At 69.5% G+C, this 19,246-nt stretch carries 16 protein-coding genes; all 16 read left to right on the top strand.

Annotated features, from left to right (window positions below):
• Positions 1-75 precede the first annotated feature (75 nt).
• The 16 genes from VBO01S_RS11320 (at position 76) to VBO01S_RS11245 (ending at position 19,103) form a co-directional block, all read left to right on the top strand.
• The gene (locus VBO01S_RS11320; protein ID WP_062474038.1) at positions 76-1,233 is read left to right on the top strand and encodes an acyl-CoA dehydrogenase family protein; all 1,158 of its coding nucleotides are present in this window, start codon (positions 76-78) and stop codon (positions 1,231-1,233) included.
• 24 nt (positions 1,234-1,257) lie between these two features.
• Entirely contained in the window at positions 1,258-2,274 is a 1,017-nt protein-coding gene (locus tag VBO01S_RS11315) for an acyl-CoA dehydrogenase family protein (protein WP_062474036.1), read from the top strand.
• Positions 2,275-2,328: 54 nt separating this feature from the next.
• The gene (locus tag VBO01S_RS11310; protein ID WP_082818093.1) at positions 2,329-3,438 is read left to right on the top strand and encodes a CaiB/BaiF CoA transferase family protein; all 1,110 of its coding nucleotides are present in this window, start codon (positions 2,329-2,331) and stop codon (positions 3,436-3,438) included.
• Positions 3,439-3,498: 60 nt separating this feature from the next.
• Positions 3,499-6,261, top strand: a complete 2,763-nt coding sequence (locus VBO01S_RS11305; protein ID WP_082818092.1) for a winged helix-turn-helix domain-containing protein — start codon at positions 3,499-3,501, stop codon at positions 6,259-6,261.
• 140 nt (positions 6,262-6,401) lie between these two features.
• Entirely contained in the window at positions 6,402-7,340 is a 939-nt protein-coding gene (locus VBO01S_RS11300) for an SDR family oxidoreductase (RefSeq protein WP_062474091.1), read from the top strand.
• Positions 7,341-7,385: 45 nt separating this feature from the next.
• The gene (locus tag VBO01S_RS11295) at positions 7,386-8,957 is read left to right on the top strand and encodes an acyl-CoA synthetase (protein ID WP_062474032.1); all 1,572 of its coding nucleotides are present in this window, start codon (positions 7,386-7,388) and stop codon (positions 8,955-8,957) included.
• On the top strand, positions 8,954-9,796 hold the full coding sequence (locus VBO01S_RS11290) for an enoyl-CoA hydratase/isomerase family protein (protein ID WP_062474030.1): 843 nt from the start codon (positions 8,954-8,956) through the stop codon (positions 9,794-9,796). Before VBO01S_RS11295 ends, VBO01S_RS11290 begins: the two co-directional genes overlap by 4 nt.
• 19 nt (positions 9,797-9,815) lie before the next feature.
• A complete protein-coding gene (locus VBO01S_RS11285; RefSeq protein ID WP_062474028.1) occupies positions 9,816-11,003 on the top strand; it encodes a lipid-transfer protein in 1,188 nt (395 codons plus the stop codon).
• Positions 11,004-11,060: 57 nt separating this feature from the next.
• Positions 11,061-12,062 (top strand): Bug family tripartite tricarboxylate transporter substrate binding protein, encoded by a 1,002-nt coding sequence (locus VBO01S_RS11280; RefSeq protein WP_062474026.1) that lies wholly within the window; start codon positions 11,061-11,063, stop codon positions 12,060-12,062.
• A gap of 77 nt (positions 12,063-12,139) precedes the next feature.
• On the top strand, positions 12,140-13,111 hold the full coding sequence (locus VBO01S_RS11275) for a Bug family tripartite tricarboxylate transporter substrate binding protein (RefSeq protein WP_062474024.1): 972 nt from the start codon (positions 12,140-12,142) through the stop codon (positions 13,109-13,111).
• A 126-nt stretch (positions 13,112-13,237) separates the two neighbouring features.
• On the top strand, positions 13,238-14,377 hold the full coding sequence (locus VBO01S_RS11270) for an acyl-CoA dehydrogenase family protein (protein ID WP_062474022.1): 1,140 nt from the start codon (positions 13,238-13,240) through the stop codon (positions 14,375-14,377).
• Between the two features lie 57 nt (positions 14,378-14,434).
• Entirely contained in the window at positions 14,435-15,622 is a 1,188-nt protein-coding gene (locus VBO01S_RS11265) for a lipid-transfer protein (protein ID WP_062474020.1), read from the top strand.
• Between the two features lie 13 nt (positions 15,623-15,635).
• A complete protein-coding gene (locus tag VBO01S_RS11260) occupies positions 15,636-16,088 on the top strand; it encodes a MaoC family dehydratase N-terminal domain-containing protein (RefSeq protein WP_062474018.1) in 453 nt (150 codons plus the stop codon).
• Between the two features lie 4 nt (positions 16,089-16,092).
• Positions 16,093-16,512 (top strand): MaoC family dehydratase, encoded by a 420-nt coding sequence (locus VBO01S_RS11255; RefSeq protein ID WP_062474016.1) that lies wholly within the window; start codon positions 16,093-16,095, stop codon positions 16,510-16,512.
• A 25-nt stretch (positions 16,513-16,537) separates the two neighbouring features.
• Positions 16,538-17,368, top strand: coding sequence for an SDR family NAD(P)-dependent oxidoreductase (locus tag VBO01S_RS11250; RefSeq protein WP_062474014.1), 831 nt, complete (start codon positions 16,538-16,540; stop codon positions 17,366-17,368).
• 25 nt (positions 17,369-17,393) lie between these two features.
• Positions 17,394-19,103, top strand: coding sequence for an AMP-binding protein (locus VBO01S_RS11245; protein ID WP_062474012.1), 1,710 nt, complete (start codon positions 17,394-17,396; stop codon positions 19,101-19,103).
• Positions 19,104-19,246: the final 143 nt, after the last annotated feature.

Here is a 19,246-nt window from a genome sequence, read left to right as displayed (position 1 = left end):
CACGCGGATTATGGCGCTTGCACCCACCCGAACGAAGCGGGCAAAACCCGATGAAGCATCTGTGAGGACACACCATTGAACACCCTGCAATCGTTTTCGCTGGTCGCGATTCCACCGGAGGACGAAGCCCTGCGCGCGCCGGTGCGCGCCTTTCTGCAGTCGGCGCTGCACGGCGTTGCGCCGGCCGTGCGGGCGCGCTCCTGGATGGGGTTCGACGCCGACTTCAGCCGCGCGCTCGGGCGCCAGGGCTGGATCGGCCTGACGCTGCCCAAGGCCCATGGCGGCGCCGGGCGCAGCAGCTTCGCGCGCTTCGTGCTGCTCGAAGAACTGCTCGCCGCGGGTGCACCCGTGTCGGCCCACTGGATCGCGGACCGGCAGACCGCGCCGCTGATCCTGCGCTACGGCAGCGAGGCGCAGCGCGCGTTCTTCGTGCCGCGCATCGCGCGCGGCGAACTCTTCACCAGCATCGGCATGAGCGAGCCCGACACCGGCTCCGACCTGGCCGGTGTCCGCTCGCGGGCCGTGCCCACCGCCACCGGCTGGCGCCTGAATGGCCGCAAGATCTGGACGACCAATGCGCACCGCGCGCACTACATGTGCACGCTGGTCCGCACTTCGGGCACGTCGGAAGACCGGCATAAGGGCCTGTCGCAGTTGCTGGTTGACCTGACGCTGCCGGGCATCACCGTGCGGCCGATCCGCGATCTCAGCGGCGACGGGCATTTCTGCGAAGTGCTCTTCGAGGACGTCGAGCTGCCGGCCGATGCGCTGGTCGGCGAAGAGGGCGCGGGCTGGCAGCAGGTGACGGCCGAACTGGCCTTCGAGCGCAGCGGGCCCGAGCGCATCTACTCCAGCCTCGTGCTCGCCGAAGCCTGGCTCGCCGAATTGCGCCAGGGCCCGGCGCCGGCGGCCGGCGCACAGGTCATCGCGGGCCGCATCGCCGCGCGCATGGCGGTGCTGCGCGCGATGTCTCTGGCGGTGGCGGAGCAGTTGGGCCGCGGGCTCGATCCCGCCTTCGAAGCCTCGCTGGTGAAAGACCTGGGCACCGAGTTCGAACAGGCGGTCCCCGGATGGATCGAGGAAGCCTTCGACGCGCCCGGCCATCCCGTGCCGTCGGCTGGCCTGTTGCAGACCCTGGCCTACGTGACGCAACTGGCGCCGAGCTTTTCCCTGCGCGGCGGCACGCGCCAGATCATGCGCGGCATCATCGCCCGCGGGCTGGGCGTTCGCTAGCAGCGCCGCACACAAGGACACATGATGGACGACACACTCCTTGACGAATTCGAACGCCCGCTGCGCGCGCTGTGCACGGACGACACCTTGCGCGCCGTCGAAGCCGGCGCGCCCACCGACGCGCTGTGGCAGGCCATCGATGCGCTCGGCTACACCGATGCACTCGTGGCGGAAGCGCAGGGCGGCGCGGGCCTGTCGCTGCGCGAGCTGTTCGCGCTCGTGTTCGCCGCCGGCAAGGCCGGGCTCGGGCTTCCCTTCGGCGAGACCGCCGTCGCGCGCGCACTGCTGGCTGCGGCGGGGCATGGCGAGCGGCGCGGCGCCGGCCCCATCGCGATCGCACCGGGTGTTCCCGGCGACGCGGGTTCCATCGTTTGCCGCGACGTGCCCGGCGGCGCGCTCGCGCAGCAGGTGCTCGTGAGCTGGCAGGGCGAATGGCTGCTGCTGCCGCGCGAGCGTGCAACGGCCACGCCGGGTGCGTGGCGCCCGCAGGCTTCGGCCACCCTGCTGTGGCACACACCCGATCTCGCCGTGGCGCGCTTCGATGCGGGCGCGGCCGACGCCGTGGCGCTTTGCAACGCGCTTCACGCCGCAGGCATGGCGGGCGCCATGGCGCGCGTGCTCGAACTGGTGACCGACTACGCGCGCGACCGCAAGCAGTTCGGCCGGCCGATCGCGCAGTTCCAGGCCGTGCAGCAGGAACTCAGCGTGCTGGGCGAGCAGGCGCATTCGGCCACGCTGGCCGCACGCCTGGGATGCAGCGCTGCGGGCGTGCAACCCGATCCGTTGCTGGCGGCCACCGCGAAGCTGCGGGCCTGCGAGGCGGCGCGCAGCGTCTGCGCCATCGCGCACGCCGTGTTCGGTGCCATCGGCATCACCGAGGAACATGTGCTCGGCCTGTACACGCGCCGCCTGCATGAGTGGCGGGCCGTGCCGGGCACGGAGACGCAGTGCGCGCGCCTGTTGGGCGAGGCCCTGCTGGCGCAACCCGACGGGCTGTTCGATTTCGTTCGGCTGCGCTTGTCCGCGCCGGCCCTGGCCTGAGTTTTCACCAATCCGCGTGGGCGGCAGTCGCCACGCATCGAAGGAGACAAGCGAATGGGACCCTTGCAAGGAATCAGGATCGTGGAGCTCGCCGGCATCGGCCCGGGCCCCATGGCCTGCATGCTGCTGGCCGACCTGGGCGCCACGGTGCTGCGCATCGATCGCACCGAAGCGGCCGACCTGGGCGTCAAGCGCCCGGCCAAATACAACCTGCTGCTGCGCAACCGCCAATGCGCGATGCTCGACCTCAAGCAGCCCACGGCCGTCGAGCAGGTGCTGGAACTCGTGGAGAACGCCGACGTGCTGATCGAGGGGTTCAGGCCCGGCGTGGCGGAGCGCCTCGGGCTCGGTCCTGAAATCTGTCTCGCGCGCAATGCACGCCTCGTGTACGGCCGCATGACGGGCTGGGGCCAGACCGGCCCGCTCGCGCACGCCGCGGGCCACGACGTGAACTACCTCGCGCTCACCGGCGCGCTGAACGCCATCGGCCGCAAGGACCAGGCGCCTTCGATTCCCCTGGCCCTGGCCGGCGACATGGGCGGCGGCGCGCTCTACCTGGTGATGGGCGTGCTGGCGGCGCTGCTGGAAGCGCGCGGCTCCGGCCAGGGCCAGGTCGTCGATGCCGCCATCGTCGACGGCGCGGCCTCGCTGGCCACCTCCTTCTACGGCCTGCATGCCGCGGGCTTGTGGGACGAGCGGCGCGGCACCAACATCCTGGACACCGGCGCGCCGTTCTACGAGGTCTACGAATGCCAGGACGGCGGCTGGATCTCGGTCGGCCCGATCGAGGCGCGCTTCTATGCGCAGCTGCTGCAGAAGCTGGACCTCGATGCCGCAGCGCTCGGCGACCAGCACGACCGCGGCGCATGGGCACAGGCCAAGGTGCAGATCGCGCAGCGTTTCAAGTCGCGCACGCGGCAACAGTGGTGCGACCTGCTCGAAGGCAGCGATGTCTGCTTTGCGCCGGTGCTGTCCTTTGCCGAGGCGCCGCAGCATGCGCACATGAAGGCGCGCGGCACCTTCGTCGAGGTCGAGGGCGTGGTGCAGCCGGCCCCGGCGCCGCGCTTCAGCCGCACCGTGCCCGCCATGCCCAGGGCGCCCCAGGAACGGCCGGACGCCGACCTCGCCGCCATCGCCGCCGAATGGCGCACCGCGCGACGCTGACTTGCGCATCGGCGCTCCATACTGCGGGGAGTTTCTTCCTTCGTGTCCATGGATGAATCCTTGAACCCCAGCCTTGCGACGGTGCCGGAGCGCAGGATCGAACCGGTCGCCAGCACCAAGCTGCTTCCGCCACGCCCGTCGCGCCGGCTGGTGCCGCGCGACGCCTTGCAGGCGCGGCTGCTGGAGGCCCGGCGCCAGCGCTGCGTGGTCGTGCAGGGGCCCGCGGGCAGCGGCAAGACCAGCACGCTGGTGGCCTGGCGGCAGGCCCTGCTGGCGCTGGACTTCGACGTCGCCTGGCTGTCGCTGTCCGCCGAAGATTGCGAGCCGACACGCTTCTTCGACTGCCTGCTGGCCAGCATCGGCGAGGTCGATCCCGAGGCGGTGCGCGAAGCGGCGCTGCTGATGGGGCGGGACAGCGACGAGTCGGCGCTCGAGCATGCCGTGATCACCGTCGTGCAGGCCATCTCGTCGCGCTCGCGGGAGCTGGTGCTGATGCTCGACGATCTCCAGCACCTGGAGGACGCGCGCATCTTCCAGGTGCTGCAGTGGCTGCTCGACTACGCACCGCCGCGGCTGCACCTGGCCTTCGCTTCGCGCACCGCCTTGCCGCTGTCGTTCGCGCGGCTGCGCTCCCAGGGCCTCGTGAGCGAGTTCGACCTGCGCGACCTGCGCTTCACCGCCGAGGAAACCGAGCGCTTCCTGCGCGAGCAGCTGGCCAGCATCGACAAGCGCGACGTGCAGGTGCTGCACGAGCTCACCGATGGCTGGGTGGCCGGCCTGCAGCTGTTCGTGGTCGACATGCAGGCCAAGCGGGGCGCCCCGTATGCCCGGGTGCAGGTGCGCGACGCGCAGGCCTTCGCCAGCTACTTCGAAGGCGAGGTGCTGGCGCACCTGCCGCCCGATGAGCTGGCGCTGCTCACGCGGCTGGCCCTGTGCAACCGTTTCTGCGCCTCCCTGTGCGCCGCGTTGCTGGTGTTGCCGCACGCCGGTGCGGACATGGCGTTGCGGCTGGCACGCCTGGACAGCGAGAACCTGTTCATCAGCCAGGTCAGCAGCCACGACCGCGAGACCTGGTATCGCGTGCATCCGCTGCTGCGCGAGATCCTGCTGGCGCGCCTGGAAAGGCTGCCGGGCGAGGAACGCGGTGCACTGCATGGCGCGGCCTGGCGCTGGTTCGAGGCGCACGGGCACTTCGACGAAGCCGTGCGCCATGCGGTGCTGGCGGGCGATGCGCACGCGGCAGCCGACATCGTGGAGGCCTGCGCGTCCGACCTGCTGGCCCGGGGCGAACTGACCTCGCTGGGTGGCCTCATGCGGCGGCTGCCGATGGCCCAGGTGCAGGCGCGCTTCGGGCTGCGGCTCGTGGCGGCCTACCTGCGCCTGTATGCGCGCGATATCGAAGCGCTGGAGGGCAGCATCTCGCAGCTGGAGGCGGAATTCGACACGCTGGACGCACTGCAGCGCCGGGGTCTCACGCTGCTGCGCGGCGGCCTGGCGCTTCAGCGCGACGACACCGAGACCCTGCTGGCGATCGCGCCGCAGCTCGAAGCCATTCCCGACGACGCACAGGCCATCTTCGCCGGGCGCAACCACCTGCTGGCCTGGATGCACATGTACCGCGATGCCTACGCCGAGGCCCGCGCGCTGCTGGAAGAGGCCGCGCAGCAGCACGGCACCTCGACCGGGCGCGGCCTGATTGCGCGCTGCCTCGCCGGCATGAGCTTTGCGCTCGAAGGCCGCATGACTGAAGCGGAGCACCTGTTCCGCGCGGTACTGCAGGAGGCGCAAGGACACGGCGCCGCCCGCATCGGCGTGGCCAGCATGGCCGCGGGGCTGCAAAGCGACGTGCTCTACGAGTGGAACGAACTCGAGGCCGCCTGCAGCCTGCTCGAACCGCGCATCGAAGTGCTGGAGCGCGCCTCGATTCCCGATGCCGTGCTGCGCGCCTTCGTCGTCCTGGCGTGCGCGCACTGGCTGGCGGGCCGGCGCCTCGAAGCGCTCGACCACCTCGACCACCTGGAGGACTACGCCGTGCGCCACAGCCTGGACCGCCTGCTCGCGCATGCGCTGGTCCTGCGCCTGCGCCTGTATCTCAAGCAAGGCGAGACCGCGCAGGCCGACCAGGTGTTCGAGCGGATCAAGGTGCTGAACGTGCGCCATGCCGATGCGGGCAAGGGCACGGCCGCCGAAACCTGGCGCATCACCGAGCGTGCGCGCGCCGACATGTGCCTGCACTGGAACGACTTCGACGGCGCCGTCGATTGCCTGAAGCCCCTCGTGGCGTGCACCGAATCGGCTGGCCGGTTGCGCATCCTGGCGGCCCTTCGGCTGCAACTGGCCATCGCGGAGTCGGGGCGCGGCAACCAGCGGCCCGCGCGTGAGCAGGCGATCGAAGCCTTGCGGCTGGGCCATCGGCTCGGTCTCGTGCGCAGCCTGCTGGACGTATCGGCGAACGTGCCGTCGCTCCTCGATGCGCTGCTGGCGGATGCGGCACTCGACCCGGTCCTTGCGTTCTATGCACGGCGGCTGCTGGAGGCGGCCGCGGCCACGCGACGCGCACGCGCGGCCGTCCGCATGGCCAAGAGCGCCGCAGCCGAAGGCGTGGCCGTCGACCTGCTCAACGAGCGCGAGCGCGAGGTGCTCGACCTCGTGGCGCAGGCCATGCCCAACAAGAAAATCGCTCGCGTGCTGGGCGTCACGCCCCACACCGTGAAGTGGCATCTGCGCAAGATCTACAGCAAGCTGGGCGTCGCCGAGCGCGACGAAGCGGTTGCGCGCATGCGCGATCTCTCGCTGGTCCGGGAAACCCCCAGGCTGCACTGAACACCGGCTAGCCATCGCGGCTAGTGGCTCGCGGCCTTCGGCTTCGCATCATCGATGCATGCGACAGCGCCTGTCAGGCGACTGCCGCTGCGGACCGCCCGGTCCGGCACATCGATCCCAGCGAAACGAAAGGAATGGAGATGCAACAGCTCTGCAAGGACCGCGTGGTCGTCATCACCGGCGCCGGCCGCGGCCTCGGCCGCGAATACGCACTGGAGTTCGCGCGCCAGGGCGCGAAGGTGGTCGTCAACGACCTGGGCGCCAGGCCCGACGGCACGGGCGCCATGAACGGCCCCGCGCAGGAAGTGGTGGCCGAGATCCGCGCGATGGGCGGCGAGGCCGTGGCCAACACCGACGACGTGTCCGACTGGGAGGGCGCCAGGCGGCTGATCGAGGCCGCGATCACCGCGTTCGGCGGGCTCGACGTGCTGGTCAACAACGCAGGCATCCTGCGCGACAAGACGCTCGTGAACATGGACATCGACGATTTCGACGCCGTGATCCGCGTCCACCTGCGCGGCACCTTCGCACCGATGCGCCATGCCGCCGCGTACTGGCGCGAAGAGGCCAAGGCCGGCCGGCCGCGCGTGGCGCGCGTCGTCAACACCAGTTCGTCGTCGGGCCTGTACGGCATCGTCGGGCAGACCAACTATGGCGCGGCCAAGGCCGGCATCGCCAACATGACCATCGTCGCGTCGCGCGAGCTGGAGCGCTATGGCGCGACGGTCAATGCGATCTACCCGACCGCGATGAGCCGCCTCACGGAAGACCTGTTCAAGAGCGGCCAGCTCAACCCCAAGGCACCGGCCGGCGCCGCGGGGTTCGACCCGCTGGACGCGGCGAACGTGGCGCCGCTGGTCGTCTGGCTGGGCAGCGTGCATTCCGGCGCCGTCACCGGCCGGGTGTTCGGCGCCAAGGGCGGGCGCATCACGGTGGCCGAAGGGTGGCGCGCCGGTCCTCACGTGCAGAAGGACAGCCGCTGGACCGTCGCCGAGCTGGGCGAGGTGCTGCCCGGCCTCGTCGCGCGCGCGGCGCCGAACGCCGACCTGAGCGGCCAGCTGAATGCGTCGAACGCGTGACATGAACAAGGACTGCGGACACCGGTCCGCGCGAGGAGGCACCGCATGAAAACGGCGAACTACCTTGGAGACTTTGCCGCCCTGACGCCGGACAAGCCCGCCGTCATCAACGGCAGCAGCGGCGAGCGCCTCAGCTACCGCGAACTGGACGAACGCTCCAACCGGCTCGCGCAGGTGCTGTACGCGCAGGGCCTGCGCCGCGGCGATTGCATCGCGATGCTGCTGGAGAACCACATGCGCTGCTTCGAGGTGGCCTGGGCCGCCTTCCGTTCGGGGTTGCTGCTGACGGCGGTCAACCGGTTCCTCACGGCGGGGGAGGTGGCCTACATCGTGGAGGACAGCGGTGCGCAGGTGCTGATCTCCTCGGTCGCGATGGCCGGCGTCGCGGCCGAACTGGCCGGCATCACGCCGCACTGCGCGCGGCGGCTGATGATCGACGGCGTCGTTCCCGGATGGGAGTCCTACGAGCAGGCCGTGGCCGCCGCACCGGCGCAGCGGCTGGCCGAGGAGTGGGTGGGCGGCACGCTGCTGTACAGCTCCGGCACGACCGGCCGGCCCAAGGGCATCGTGCGCGCGGCGGCCCGTGCGCGCTTCGACGACGACGTGGCCGACCCGCGCCTGATGATGATGCACCGGTACAAGTTCGACGCCGGTTCGGTCTACCTGTCCACGGCGCCGCTGTACCACGCGGCCCCGCTGTCCTATGCGACCAACACGCACTTCTTCGGCGGCACCGTGGTGTTCATGCCCAAGTTCGATGCGGTCGAGTCGCTGGCGCTGATCGAGCGTTACCGCGTCACCCACAGCCAGTGGGTGCCGACCATGTTCATCCGGTTGCTGAAGCTGCCGGACACATCGCGCAAAGCCTTCGACCTGTCCAGCCACCGCGTGGCCATCCATGCCGCGGCGCCGTGTCCCGCCGAGGTCAAGCGGCGCATGATCGATTGGTGGGGCCCGATCGTGGTGGAGTACTACGGCGGCAGCGAGGGCAATGGCCTGACCTCCATCGACAGCCGCGAAGCGCTCGCGCACCCCGGCTCCGTGGGCCGCGCCGTGCTGGGCGTGCTGCGCATCTGCGACGACGACGGCAACGAACTCGCGGCGGGCCAGGACGGGCTGATCTATTTCGAGCGCGACACGCTGCCCTTTCACTATCACCGCGACCCCGGCAAGACCCGCGCGGCCCAGCATCCACGGCACCCGAACTGGACCGCGATCGGCGACATCGGCCACCTGGACACGGACGGCTACTTGTACCTGACCGACCGACTCTTCTACATGATCATTTCGGGCGGGGTGAACATCTACCCGCAGGCCATCGAGGATGCGTTGGCCCTGCACCCCAGCGTGCAGGACGCCGCCGTGATCGGCGTGCCCGACGCCGAGATGGGCGAGGCCGTGAAGGCCGTCATCGAGCCCGCGCCCGGCGTGGCGCCCACGCCGGCCTTGGCCGAAGCGCTCATCGCCTTCCTGCGCGGCAAGGTCGCGAGCTACATGCTGCCGCGCTCGGTGGACTTCATCGACGAGATGCCGCGTCTCCCCACCGGAAAGCTCTACAAGCGCGCGCTGCGCGAGCGCTATGCCAAGCCTGAACTGAACCAGGAACCACAGACATGAACGACACCACCGAAACCCTGCGCGCGTCGCAGCTGCGCATCGAAGGCGGCATCGCCGAACTCAGTCACCAGCGACCGGCGCTGCGCAATGCACTGTCGACCGAACTGCAGATGGACTACGTCGACGTCATCGCGCGCGTCGAGAGCGACCGCGAGATCCGCGTGCTGCTGATCACCGGCTCGGGCGGCAGCTTCTCGGCCGGCGGCGACGTCAAGTTCATGCGCGAACGGCTGACCGACCCGAGCGTGGCGACGGCGGACTACATGCGTGGCCGGCTGCGCAAGGCGCACCAGTGGCTGACCCGCCTGCGCGAACTCGAGGTGCCGGTGGTTGCCGCGGTCGACGGGCCGGCCTACGGCGCGGGCTTCGGCCTGGCATTGCAGGCGGACTTCGTGCTCGCGTCGACACGCGCGGTGTTCTGCGCCTCGTTCGCGCGCCTGGGTGCCGTGCCCGACTTCGGCCTGCTGCACACGCTGCCGCGCATCGTGGGCCTGTCCCGCGCGAAGGAGCTCATGCTGACGGCGCGCCGCTTGGGGGCCGAGGAGGCGCAGGCCTGGGGCCTCGTGCATGCGGTCCATGCGGACGATGCGTTGCAGGCCGAGGCGAGGGCGTTCGCGCAGCGCCTGTGCGCAGGCCCGCGCGAGGCGGCCGGCATGACCAAGAACCTGGTCAACCGAAGTTTCGAGACCGACTGCGCCGCGATGTTCACGGCCGAGGCCAGCGCGCAGGCCGTGGCCATGCAGACGCCTTATCACGCCCAGGCCGTGGCCGACTTCGCGCGCGACGGCGCCTTCCGCTACGACTGGGACCGCATGGCGGCCGGGCGGTCCACCTCCTGAATCGCGAAGGAACAAGCGCATGACTGACAACGTTCTGGTCGCCGGCGTGGGCATGGTGCCTTTCACCAAGCCCGACGCGGGCCCCAGCTACCTCGAGATGGGCGGCGATGCCGTGCGCCTGGCGTTGGCCGACGCCGGCATTGGCTACGGCCAGTTGCAGATGGCCTTCGCCGGCTATGTCTACGGCGACACTAGTTGCGGGCAGGGCGTGCTGTACCGCGTGGGCCGCACGGCCATCCCCGTGTTCAACGTCAACAACGCGTGTGCCACCGGCTCCAGCGCGCTCTACCTGGCGCGCGCCGCGGTACAGAGCGGACAGGTCGAGTGCGCGCTGGCACTGGGCTTCGAGCAGATGCAGCCGGGCGCCACGCGCTCCAACTTTCCGGATCGCCCGATCCCGCGCGGCGACGTGCTGCCGATCCAGGACGCGCTGTGCGGCGATGCCGGCGAGATCCCGCGCAACCTGGTGACCTTCGGCGGCGCCGGCCGCGAGCACATGCGCCAGTACGGCACCCGGATGTCCACCTTCGCCGCGATCCGCGCCAAGGCCAGCCGCCATGCGGCGAACAACCCGCTGGCGCTGTTCAGGAAGATCGTGACGACCGAAGACGTCATGAACGACCAGGTCATGTGGGACGGCGTGATGACCCGCATGATGGCCTGCCCGCCCACCTGCGGCGCGGCGGCAGCGGTCGTCTGCTCGCCCGCGTTCGCGCGGCGGCACGGCCTGCGCACCGACGTCGCGATCCTGGCGCAGGCCATGGTCACGGACCCGCAGGAGTCCTTCGAGCCGCCGACCATGAAAGGCTTCGTCGGCAGCTACATGGCTCAGCGCGCCTCGCGCGCGGTCTACGAGCAGGCCGGTGTCGACCCACGGGATATCCCGGTGGTCGAACTGCACGACTGCTTCGCGCACAACGAACTGCTGAGCTACGAATCGCTGGGCCTGTGCCCCGAAGGCGGTGCCGAGCAGTTCGTGCTGGACGGCGACAACACCTACGGCGGCCGTGTCGTCACCAATCCTTCCGGCGGCCTGCTGTGCAAGGGCCATCCGCTGGGCGCCACCGGCCTGGCGCAGTGCTACGAGCTGACGCACCAGCTGCGCGGCACCGCGGACAAGCGCCAGGTCGAGGGCGCGCGGCTGGCGCTGCAGCACAACCTGGGCCTGGGCGGCGCCTGCGTGGTCACGCTGTACGGCAGGCATTGAGTTTTTCAGACGGTTCCCGTCGTTGCGGCTTTCCGACTTTCACCAGGAGACAAGACCATGTTCACGCACTCGCAAGATGCCACCACCCTGCACCGGCGGGTCCTGCGGCTCAGCCTGTGGGGGGCCTTGCTGGGCCTTGCCGCATCGGCGACGGCGCAGCCCGCGGCCTACCCCGACCGGCCGGTGCGCATCGTGTCGGTCAGCGGCGCGGGCACCGGGGTCGACGACTTCACCCGGCTGGCCGCCAAGTACCTCAGCGACAAGACCGGCAAGTCGTTCTATGTGGAGAACCGGCCTGGCGCCAACAGCATCCTGGCGTCGGACCACGTGGCCAAGGCGGCGCCCGACGGCTACACGCTGCTGCTGGCGGTGGCCAGCGCCGTGGCCGCCAACCCCTACATGTTCAAGAGCCTGCCCTACGACGCGAACAAGGATTTGCTGCCGATCGCGCGCATGTCCGTGGTCCCCATCGTGGTGACGGTGCCGGCCACGTCGCCGTACCGCAGCCTGGACGCCTTGCTGGCGGCCGCGCGCGCCCATCCCGGAAAGCTCAGCTATGGCACCAGCACATCGGGCTACAAGGTCATGACCGCGGCGATCAACGGCCTGGCGAAGGTCCAGGCGCTGGACGTGCCCTACAAGAGTTCGTCGGGCATGCTGCCCGACCTGCTCGCCGGCACCATCGACTACGCGATGCTGGAGGTGTCGCAGGCCGTGCCGCAGGTGGAAGGCGGCAAGCTCCGGGCACTGGCGGTGTCGAGCCCGGTGCGCGTTGCGGCGCTGCCCGATGTACCCACGCTGGGCGAGCTGGGCCTGGGCGATGCCACCCTGACGAGCTGGCTGGGCCTGTTCGCGCCGGCCGGCACGCCGCGGCCCATCGTGGACAAGCTCTCGCTGCTGGCCGTGGAGTTCGTCGCGTCGCCTGAAGCCCAGGCGCATTTCGCGCGGCGCGGCACGGCGGCCTACCCGGCGGCCTCGGCTGAGTTCACGAAGGCCATCCGCGAAGACCAGGCGCGCTGGAAGCACTACATCACGACCACGGGCCTTCAGCCGGAGTAGCACGCCGGCGGCCCTTTCGCGTTCGACCTGTCCGTCTTGCCATCTGTCCGGACCGTGCGTCCGGCGAGGAACCCGCCATGAACCGCATCCAGACCTTCGTGCTCGCCGCCGCCCTGGCGTGCAGCGCTCCGGGCTTCGCCCAGGGCTTTCCGACCCGTTCCATCACCATGGTTGTGCCCGCGCCGGCCGGCGGCGCGTCGGATGCCATTGCACGCTCGCTGGCCGACGCGATGGGCAAGGCGCTGGGGCAGATCATCGTCGTCGACAACAAGCCCGGCGCGTCGGGCATGCTGGCCACGCAGCTCGTGGCGCGCGCGCCTGCCGATGGCTACACGCTGCTGGTGACGCACACCACGCCCATCTACTACGCGCACCACACGTTCTCGAAGGTGCCCTACGACGTGCGCCGGGACCTCGCGTTCGTGACGCACATCTGCGATGCGAGCCTGGTGCTGGCGGTGCACAAGGATGTGCCTGCCAGGAACATGACGGAGTTCATTGCATGGGCCAGGTCCAACAAAGGCAAGGTCAGCTACGGCTCCTATGGGGTGGGCTCGTCCGGGCACCTGATGAGTTCCTACCTCGGCGAATCACGGCAACTCGGCATGTCGCATGTGCCCTACAAGGGCGAGGCGCCCATGATTCAGGACCTCATCGGCGGCCACATCCCATGGGCCTTCGCCACGGCCGGCTCCCTGTCGCCGCACTTCGCGAGCGGCCAGCTGCGGCCGCTGGCCGTGGTGGGCGAGCAGCGGCTCGACGACCTGCCGAGCGTGCCGACGCTGATCGAGGCCGGCTTTCGCGACCCGGAGTTCAAGATCATCGGCGGGCTGACCATGATGGTGGCCGCGGGCACCCCGGCGCCCGTGCTCGCCCGCCTGGAGAAGGAGGCGAGGGCGGCCATTCAAACCGTGCAGCTCAGGGCGCGGTTCCAGGTCTTCGGCCTGATCGGCGTTGGCAACAGCGCCAGGGAAGCGCGCGAGGGCTTCGAAGCCAGCGGGCCGGTCATCGAGAAGCTCGTGCGGATCTCCGGGGCAAAGATGGACTGAATGCGTGCGCCGACTCGCCATTACGGCTAGTGAATCTTGCGCTGCGAGTGGCGATCATGAACCCCAAGGCGACCGGTTTCCCCAACGCCGAAGTTCCATCAACAGACGCATCGAGAGGAGCTCCCAGTGGATGTGAATCGCACGGTCTTTCGCGAAGACCACGAAATGCTCAGGCCCAGCGCACAGCGCTTCTTTGAACGCGAGTGCGTGCCGCGCCAGGCCGCGTGGGACCAGGCCGGCCGGATCGACCGCGAGACCTGGCTCAAGGCCGGCCGCGAAGGCCTGCTGTGCGTGACGGTGCCGGCCGAATACGGCGGCGGTGGCGGCGACTTCGGCCATGCGGCGGTCGTGCTCGAAGAGGTGCACCGCGCGGGTGTGTCGGGCGCGGGGTTCTCGCTGCACTCCGACATCATTGCGCCGTACATCGTGCGCCTGGGCACCGAAGCGCAGAAACAGCAATGGCTGCCAGGCATCTGCCGCGGCGAGCAGATCCTGGCGGTGGGCATCACCGAGCCGGGCGGCGGCTCCGACGTGAAGGCGATCCGCACCACCGCCGTGCGCGACGGTGACGACTACGTTATCAACGGCAGCAAGATCTTCATCAGCAACGGCCTGAGCTGCGACATGGTGCTGCTGGTGTGCAAGACCGATCCGGCCGCCGGCGCCAAGGGCGTGAGCCTGATCATGGTCGAGGCCGACCGCGCAGGCTTTCGCCGCGGCCGCAAGCTCGACAAGGTGGGCCAGCCCGCGGCCGACACCGCCGAACTGTTCTTCGACAACGTGCGCGTGCCCGTGGCCAATCGCCTGGGCGAAGAGAACCAGGGCTTCGCCTACCTCATGCAGGAGCTGGCACAGGAGCGCCTGATCATCGCCCTGTATGCCGCTGTTGCGCTGGAGCGCCTGCTCGGCCTCACGCTCGAATACGTGAAGGACCGCCGCGCCTTCAACCAGACCGTGTGGGACTTCCAGAACACGAAGTTCAAGCTGGCCGACGTCAAGGCGCAGTCGGTGGCCGTGCGCACCTTGGTCGACTACTACCTGGGCGAACACCTGCGCCGCAAGCTCAGCGTGCAGGAGGCGGCCATCGCCAAGATGTACGCCACCGAGGCGCTGTGGAAGTGCCTGGACGACATGGTGCAGCTGCACGGCGGCTACGGCTACATGCTGGAGTACCCCATCGCACGCGCCTTCACCGACTACCGCGTCTCGCGCGTGGTGGGCGGCGCCAACGAGGTCATGCGCGACCTCATCGCACGCAAGCTGTAGGCGCCGCGCTGCCTACGACTTTCCTTCCTTCTTCCCCCTTACTGAACTGGAGAAACCATGAGTGAAAAAGTCCTGGTCGGCGGTGTCGGCATGATCCCGTTTGCCAAGCCTGGCGCGAGCCCGAGCTACACCGACATGGGCGCCGACGCGGTGCGCCGCGCGCTGGCCGATGCCGGCATCGGCTACGAGCTGGTGCAGCAGGCGTACGTGGGCTACGTGTACGGCGACTCGACCTGCGGGCAGACGGCGCTGTATGAAGTCGGGCTCACCGGCATTCCGGTCGTCAACGTCAACAACAACTGCTCGACCGGCTCGACCGCGCTGTACCTCGCGCGCCAGGCCGTCGCGCTGGGCGACGCCGACTGCGTGCTGGCACTGGGCTTCGAGCAGATGCAGGCCGGCGCGCTCAAATCGCACTGGGACGACCGGCCCCGCACGCGGGCCCGCGTCTCGCACATCGTGAGCGACCTCACGGCCGACGTGCCCGAGCTGCCACAGGCCCTGCGCACCTTCGGCGGCGCGGGCCGCGAGCACATGCAGAAGTACGGCACGAAGATGCAGACCTTCGCCGCCATCCGCGCCAAGGCCAGCCGGCATGCTGCCGCCAACCCGCTGGCGATCTTCAGGAACGTGCTCAGCACCGAGGACGTGATGAACGACAAGGTGATGTGGCCCGGCGTGATGACGCGCCTGATGGCCTGCCCGCCGACCTGCGGCGCGGCCGCCGCGCTGATCGTGTCCGAGAAGTTCGCGAAGAAGCACGGCCTGCGCAGCGACGTGCAGATCCTGGCGCAGGCGATGACCACCGACCCGGTCGCGTCCTTCGACCCGCCCTCGATGATCAGCTACGCCGGCTTCCACATGGCACAGGCGGCGGCGAACAAGGTCTATGAGAAGGCCGGCGTCGACCCCGCGGACATCCGCGTCTGCGAATTGCACGACTGCTTTGCCCAGAACGAACTGCTGACCTACGAAGCACTGGGCCTGTGCCCGGTGGGCGAGGGCGAGAAGTTCGTCGAGGACGGCGACAACACCTACGGCGGGCGGGTGGTGACCAACCCGTCGGGCGGCCTGTTGTCCAAGGGCCATCCGCTGGGCGCAACGGGTCTCGCGCAGTGCTACGAGCTGACGCACCAGCTGCGCGGCACGGCCGACCAGCGGCAGGTGGACGGCGTGACGCTCGCGCTGCAGCACAACCTGGGTCTTGGCGGCGCCTGCGTGGTGACGCTGTACGGCCGCAACTGAGCGGGGAGGCGACATGCTCGACCGCAACCTCATCGGCCACGCCCTCGGCAAGCGCAGCCTCGCCGTCGAAGAGGGGGCAGTGCGCTCGTATGCGCAGGCCATCGGCGAGACCGATGCCACCTACCTCGATGCGTCGGCCGCACGCGACGCTGGCCACCGCGCGCTGCGCGTGCCGCCCACCTTCCTGTCGTGCCTGGAAGGCCGGCTGTTCCAGACGCGCGCGCTGCTGGACCTGGCCCGCATCGACCTCAAGCGCCTGCTGCACGCGGAGCAAAGCTACGAATACCACGCGCAGGCCTATGCCGGCGATGTCCTCAGCTACGAGCCGAAGATCGTCGACGTCTACGACAAGAAGGGCGGCGCGCTGGAGTTCCTGGTGAAGCAGACCCGCGTGACCAACCAGGACGGCGTGCACATCGCCGACCTGCGCACGGCCCTCGTGCAACGCCAGCTTGCGGAGGCATGACCACATGACGACCCCGGCACTGAAAGACCTGCAGGTGGGCGACAGCATTCCCGCGCTGCAGTTGCCCGCGATCTCCCGCACCACGCTGGCGCTGTATGCCGGCGCCTCGGGCGATCACAACCCGATTCACATCGACATCGACTTCGCCCGCAACGCCGGCCTGGACGACGTGTTCGCGCACGGAATGCTCTCGGCCGCCTACGTGGGACGGCTGGTCACGAACTGGGCAGGGCAGGAGCGGCTGCGGCGCCTGCATGTGCGCTTCACCGGCATCACGCAGGTGCACGACGTGCCGCTGTGCACCGGCCGCGTGACCGAGCGCTTCGAGCACGAAGGCGAGCCGCGCCTGCGTGTCGAAGTGCAGTGCGCCAACCAGAACGGCGACGTGAAGATCCTCGGCGAAGCCGTGGTGGCCGCCCTTTGAAATTCATCCATAGGAGAAAGCAAGCATGAACAGAAATCTCGAAGGCAAAGTGGCCATGGTCACCGGCGCAGGACGCGGCATCGGCCGGTGCATCGCGCTGAAGCTCGCCCATGAAGGCGCCAAGGTGGTGGTCAACGACCTCGACGCCGCACCGGCCGAAGAGGTGGTGGCCGAGATCCGCGCCGCCGGCGGCCAGGCCGTCGCGTTCGCCAGCAGCGTGACCGCGCCGGACTTCGGCACCAACTTCGTCAAGGCGACGCTCGACGCCTTCGGCGCCATCGACATCATCGTCAACAACGCCGGCTACACCTGGGACAACGTGATCCAGAAGATGAGCGATGAGCAGTGGGACGCGATCCTGGACTGCCACCTGAAGGCGCCGTTCCAGGTGCTGCGCGCCGCGCAGCCGTACTTTCGCGAAGTGAGCAAGGCCGAGGCCGAGAACGGCAAGGAGGTGTTTCGCAAGGTGGTGAACATCTCCTCGATCTCGGGCACGCAGGGCAGCACGGGACAGGTCAACTACTCGGCGGCCAAGGCGGGCCTGGTCGGCATGACCAAGACGCTGGCCAAGGAATGGGGCCGCATGAAGGTCAACGTGAACTGCGTGGCCTTCGGCTTCATCGCCACCCGGCTCACGCAGCCCGTGAAGGAAGCCAAGACGATCCAGATCGAGGGCAAGGAAATCCGCATCGGCGTGCGCCCCGAGACCATCGAGCGCGCCAGCAGCGAGATTCCGCTGGGCCGCCCCGGCACGCCCGAGGAAGCGGCGGGCTCGGTCTACATGTTCTGCATTCCGGAGTCGAACTACGTCACCGGCCAGACGCTGATCTGCGGCGGCGGGCGCGGCGGTTTCTAGCCAGGCACGCCTCAAGGCAGCTTTCATGGCACGGTTGACCCGCCACTACGCACACTGGCCCGCCGGCGTTCCGCAGACGCTGGAAGTGGCCGATCGCAACCTGTTCAGCCACCTCGCCAGAAGCGCCGAGGCCGCGCCGGACAAGGTCGCGATCTCCTACTACGGCCGCTCGACCAGCTACCGCAGCCTGCATGCGGATGCACTGGCGCTGGCCGGCTACCTGCAGCAGCGGCTGGGCGTGCGGCGCGGCGACCGCGTGATGCTGCTGATGCAGAACTGCCCGCAGTTCGTCATCGCCTACTACGCGGTGCTGCGGTGCGATGCCGTGGTGGTGGCGATGAACGCCATGAGCACCGCCGAGGAGGTCGCCTACTACGCCAGCGATTCCGGCGCGCGGGTGCTGATCGCCACGCAGGACATGATGGACCGGGCGCAGTCCCTGCTCGACGACAACCGCCTGGACGGCTGCGTGGTCGGCGCGGTCTGCGAGCTGGCCGGAAGGGCGCAGGATGTGCCCTTCCTCGAGATTCCCGAGTTCGTGCGCGAAGCGCGGCGGCCGTTGGCCGGCCCCGGGCTGCACACGTTCTCCGGCGCGCTCGCGGCAGGCATCGCGCCGACCCCGATGCAGGGCGGGGGCGGCGACCTTGCCGTGGTGGCCTACACCTCGGGCACCACCGGCAAGCCCAAGGGCGCCATGCTGACGCACCGCAACTTTGCCCATGCATCGCTGCAGCGCGTGCAGTGGCTGTCGGAGCAGGCCGACCAGTCCGAGCTGCTGGTGCTGCCGGCCAGCCACCTGGCCGGCATGAACGTGATGAACCTGGCGATCTACGTCGGGCGCACCGTCGTGCTGCTGTCGCGCTGGGATGGCGACGCGGTGGTCGAGCTGATCGAGCGGCTGCGCCTGTACGCCTGGTGCGCCGTCACGCCGATGCTGGCCGAGGTGTTCTCGCGGCCCGACATCGCGCAGCGCGACCTGTCGTCGCTGCGGCGCCTCTATGGCGGCGCCACGGCCATGCCCGAGGCGCTGATCCGCAAGATCGAGGAACGGCTGGGGCTGTCCTTCATCGAAAGCTACGGCCTCACGGAGGCCTGCGGCGCCTCGCACATCAACCCACCCCACGCGGCGCGGCGCCAGTGCGCGGGCGTGCCGCACATCAACTGCGATGCCCGCGTGATCGATCCGGACTCGGGCGCGGAACTGGGGCCCGCGCACCCCGGGGAAATCGTGATCCACGCGCCCACCCTGTTCGAGGGCTACTGGAACCAGCCGGAGGCCACGGCGGCGGCGACCATCGAGATCGACGGCAAGCGCTTCCTGCGCAGCGGCGACATCGGCCATCACGACGAGGACGGCTATTTCTATGTCACCGACCGGCTCAAGCGGATGATCAACGCGGCGGGCCTGAAGATCTGGCCCGCCGAGATCGAGACCTCGCTGTACGGCCATCCGGCGGTGCAGGAGGCCTGCGTGATCTCGGCCTTCGATGCGCGCCGCGGCGAGACCGTCAAGGCCTTCGTCGTGCTGCGTCCGGTGGCGCGCGGCACGCTGGCGCCGGAGGCGGTGACGGAATGGGCGCGCACCCGCCTGTCGGCCTACAAGGTTCCGCGCCTGGTCGAGTTCGTCGAGGCCCTGCCCAAGACCGCGACCGGAAAGATCCTGTGGCGCGAGATGCAGGCGCAGCAGGACGCGAATGACCAGGCCGCGCGCGCTGCCGCACTCGCGCTCACGTGAAGACCCTCCAAGGAGACAAGACATGAACAAGAAGATCGGTGCCGTGTGGCTGGCCCTGGCCGCGGCCGTCCCCACGCTCTCGCAGGCCCAGGTCGATGAGGCCTATCCCTCCCGTGCGGTGCGCTTCATCGTGCCCATCGGGC

Origin of the sequence: Variovorax boronicumulans NBRC 103145 (assembly GCF_001591345.1) — a bacterium.
Taxonomy (GTDB): Bacteria; Pseudomonadota; Gammaproteobacteria; order Burkholderiales; family Burkholderiaceae_C; genus Variovorax; species Variovorax boronicumulans.
The sequence above is the reverse complement of the archived record's forward strand: the minus strand, read 5'-3'. Positions and strand labels throughout refer to the sequence as shown.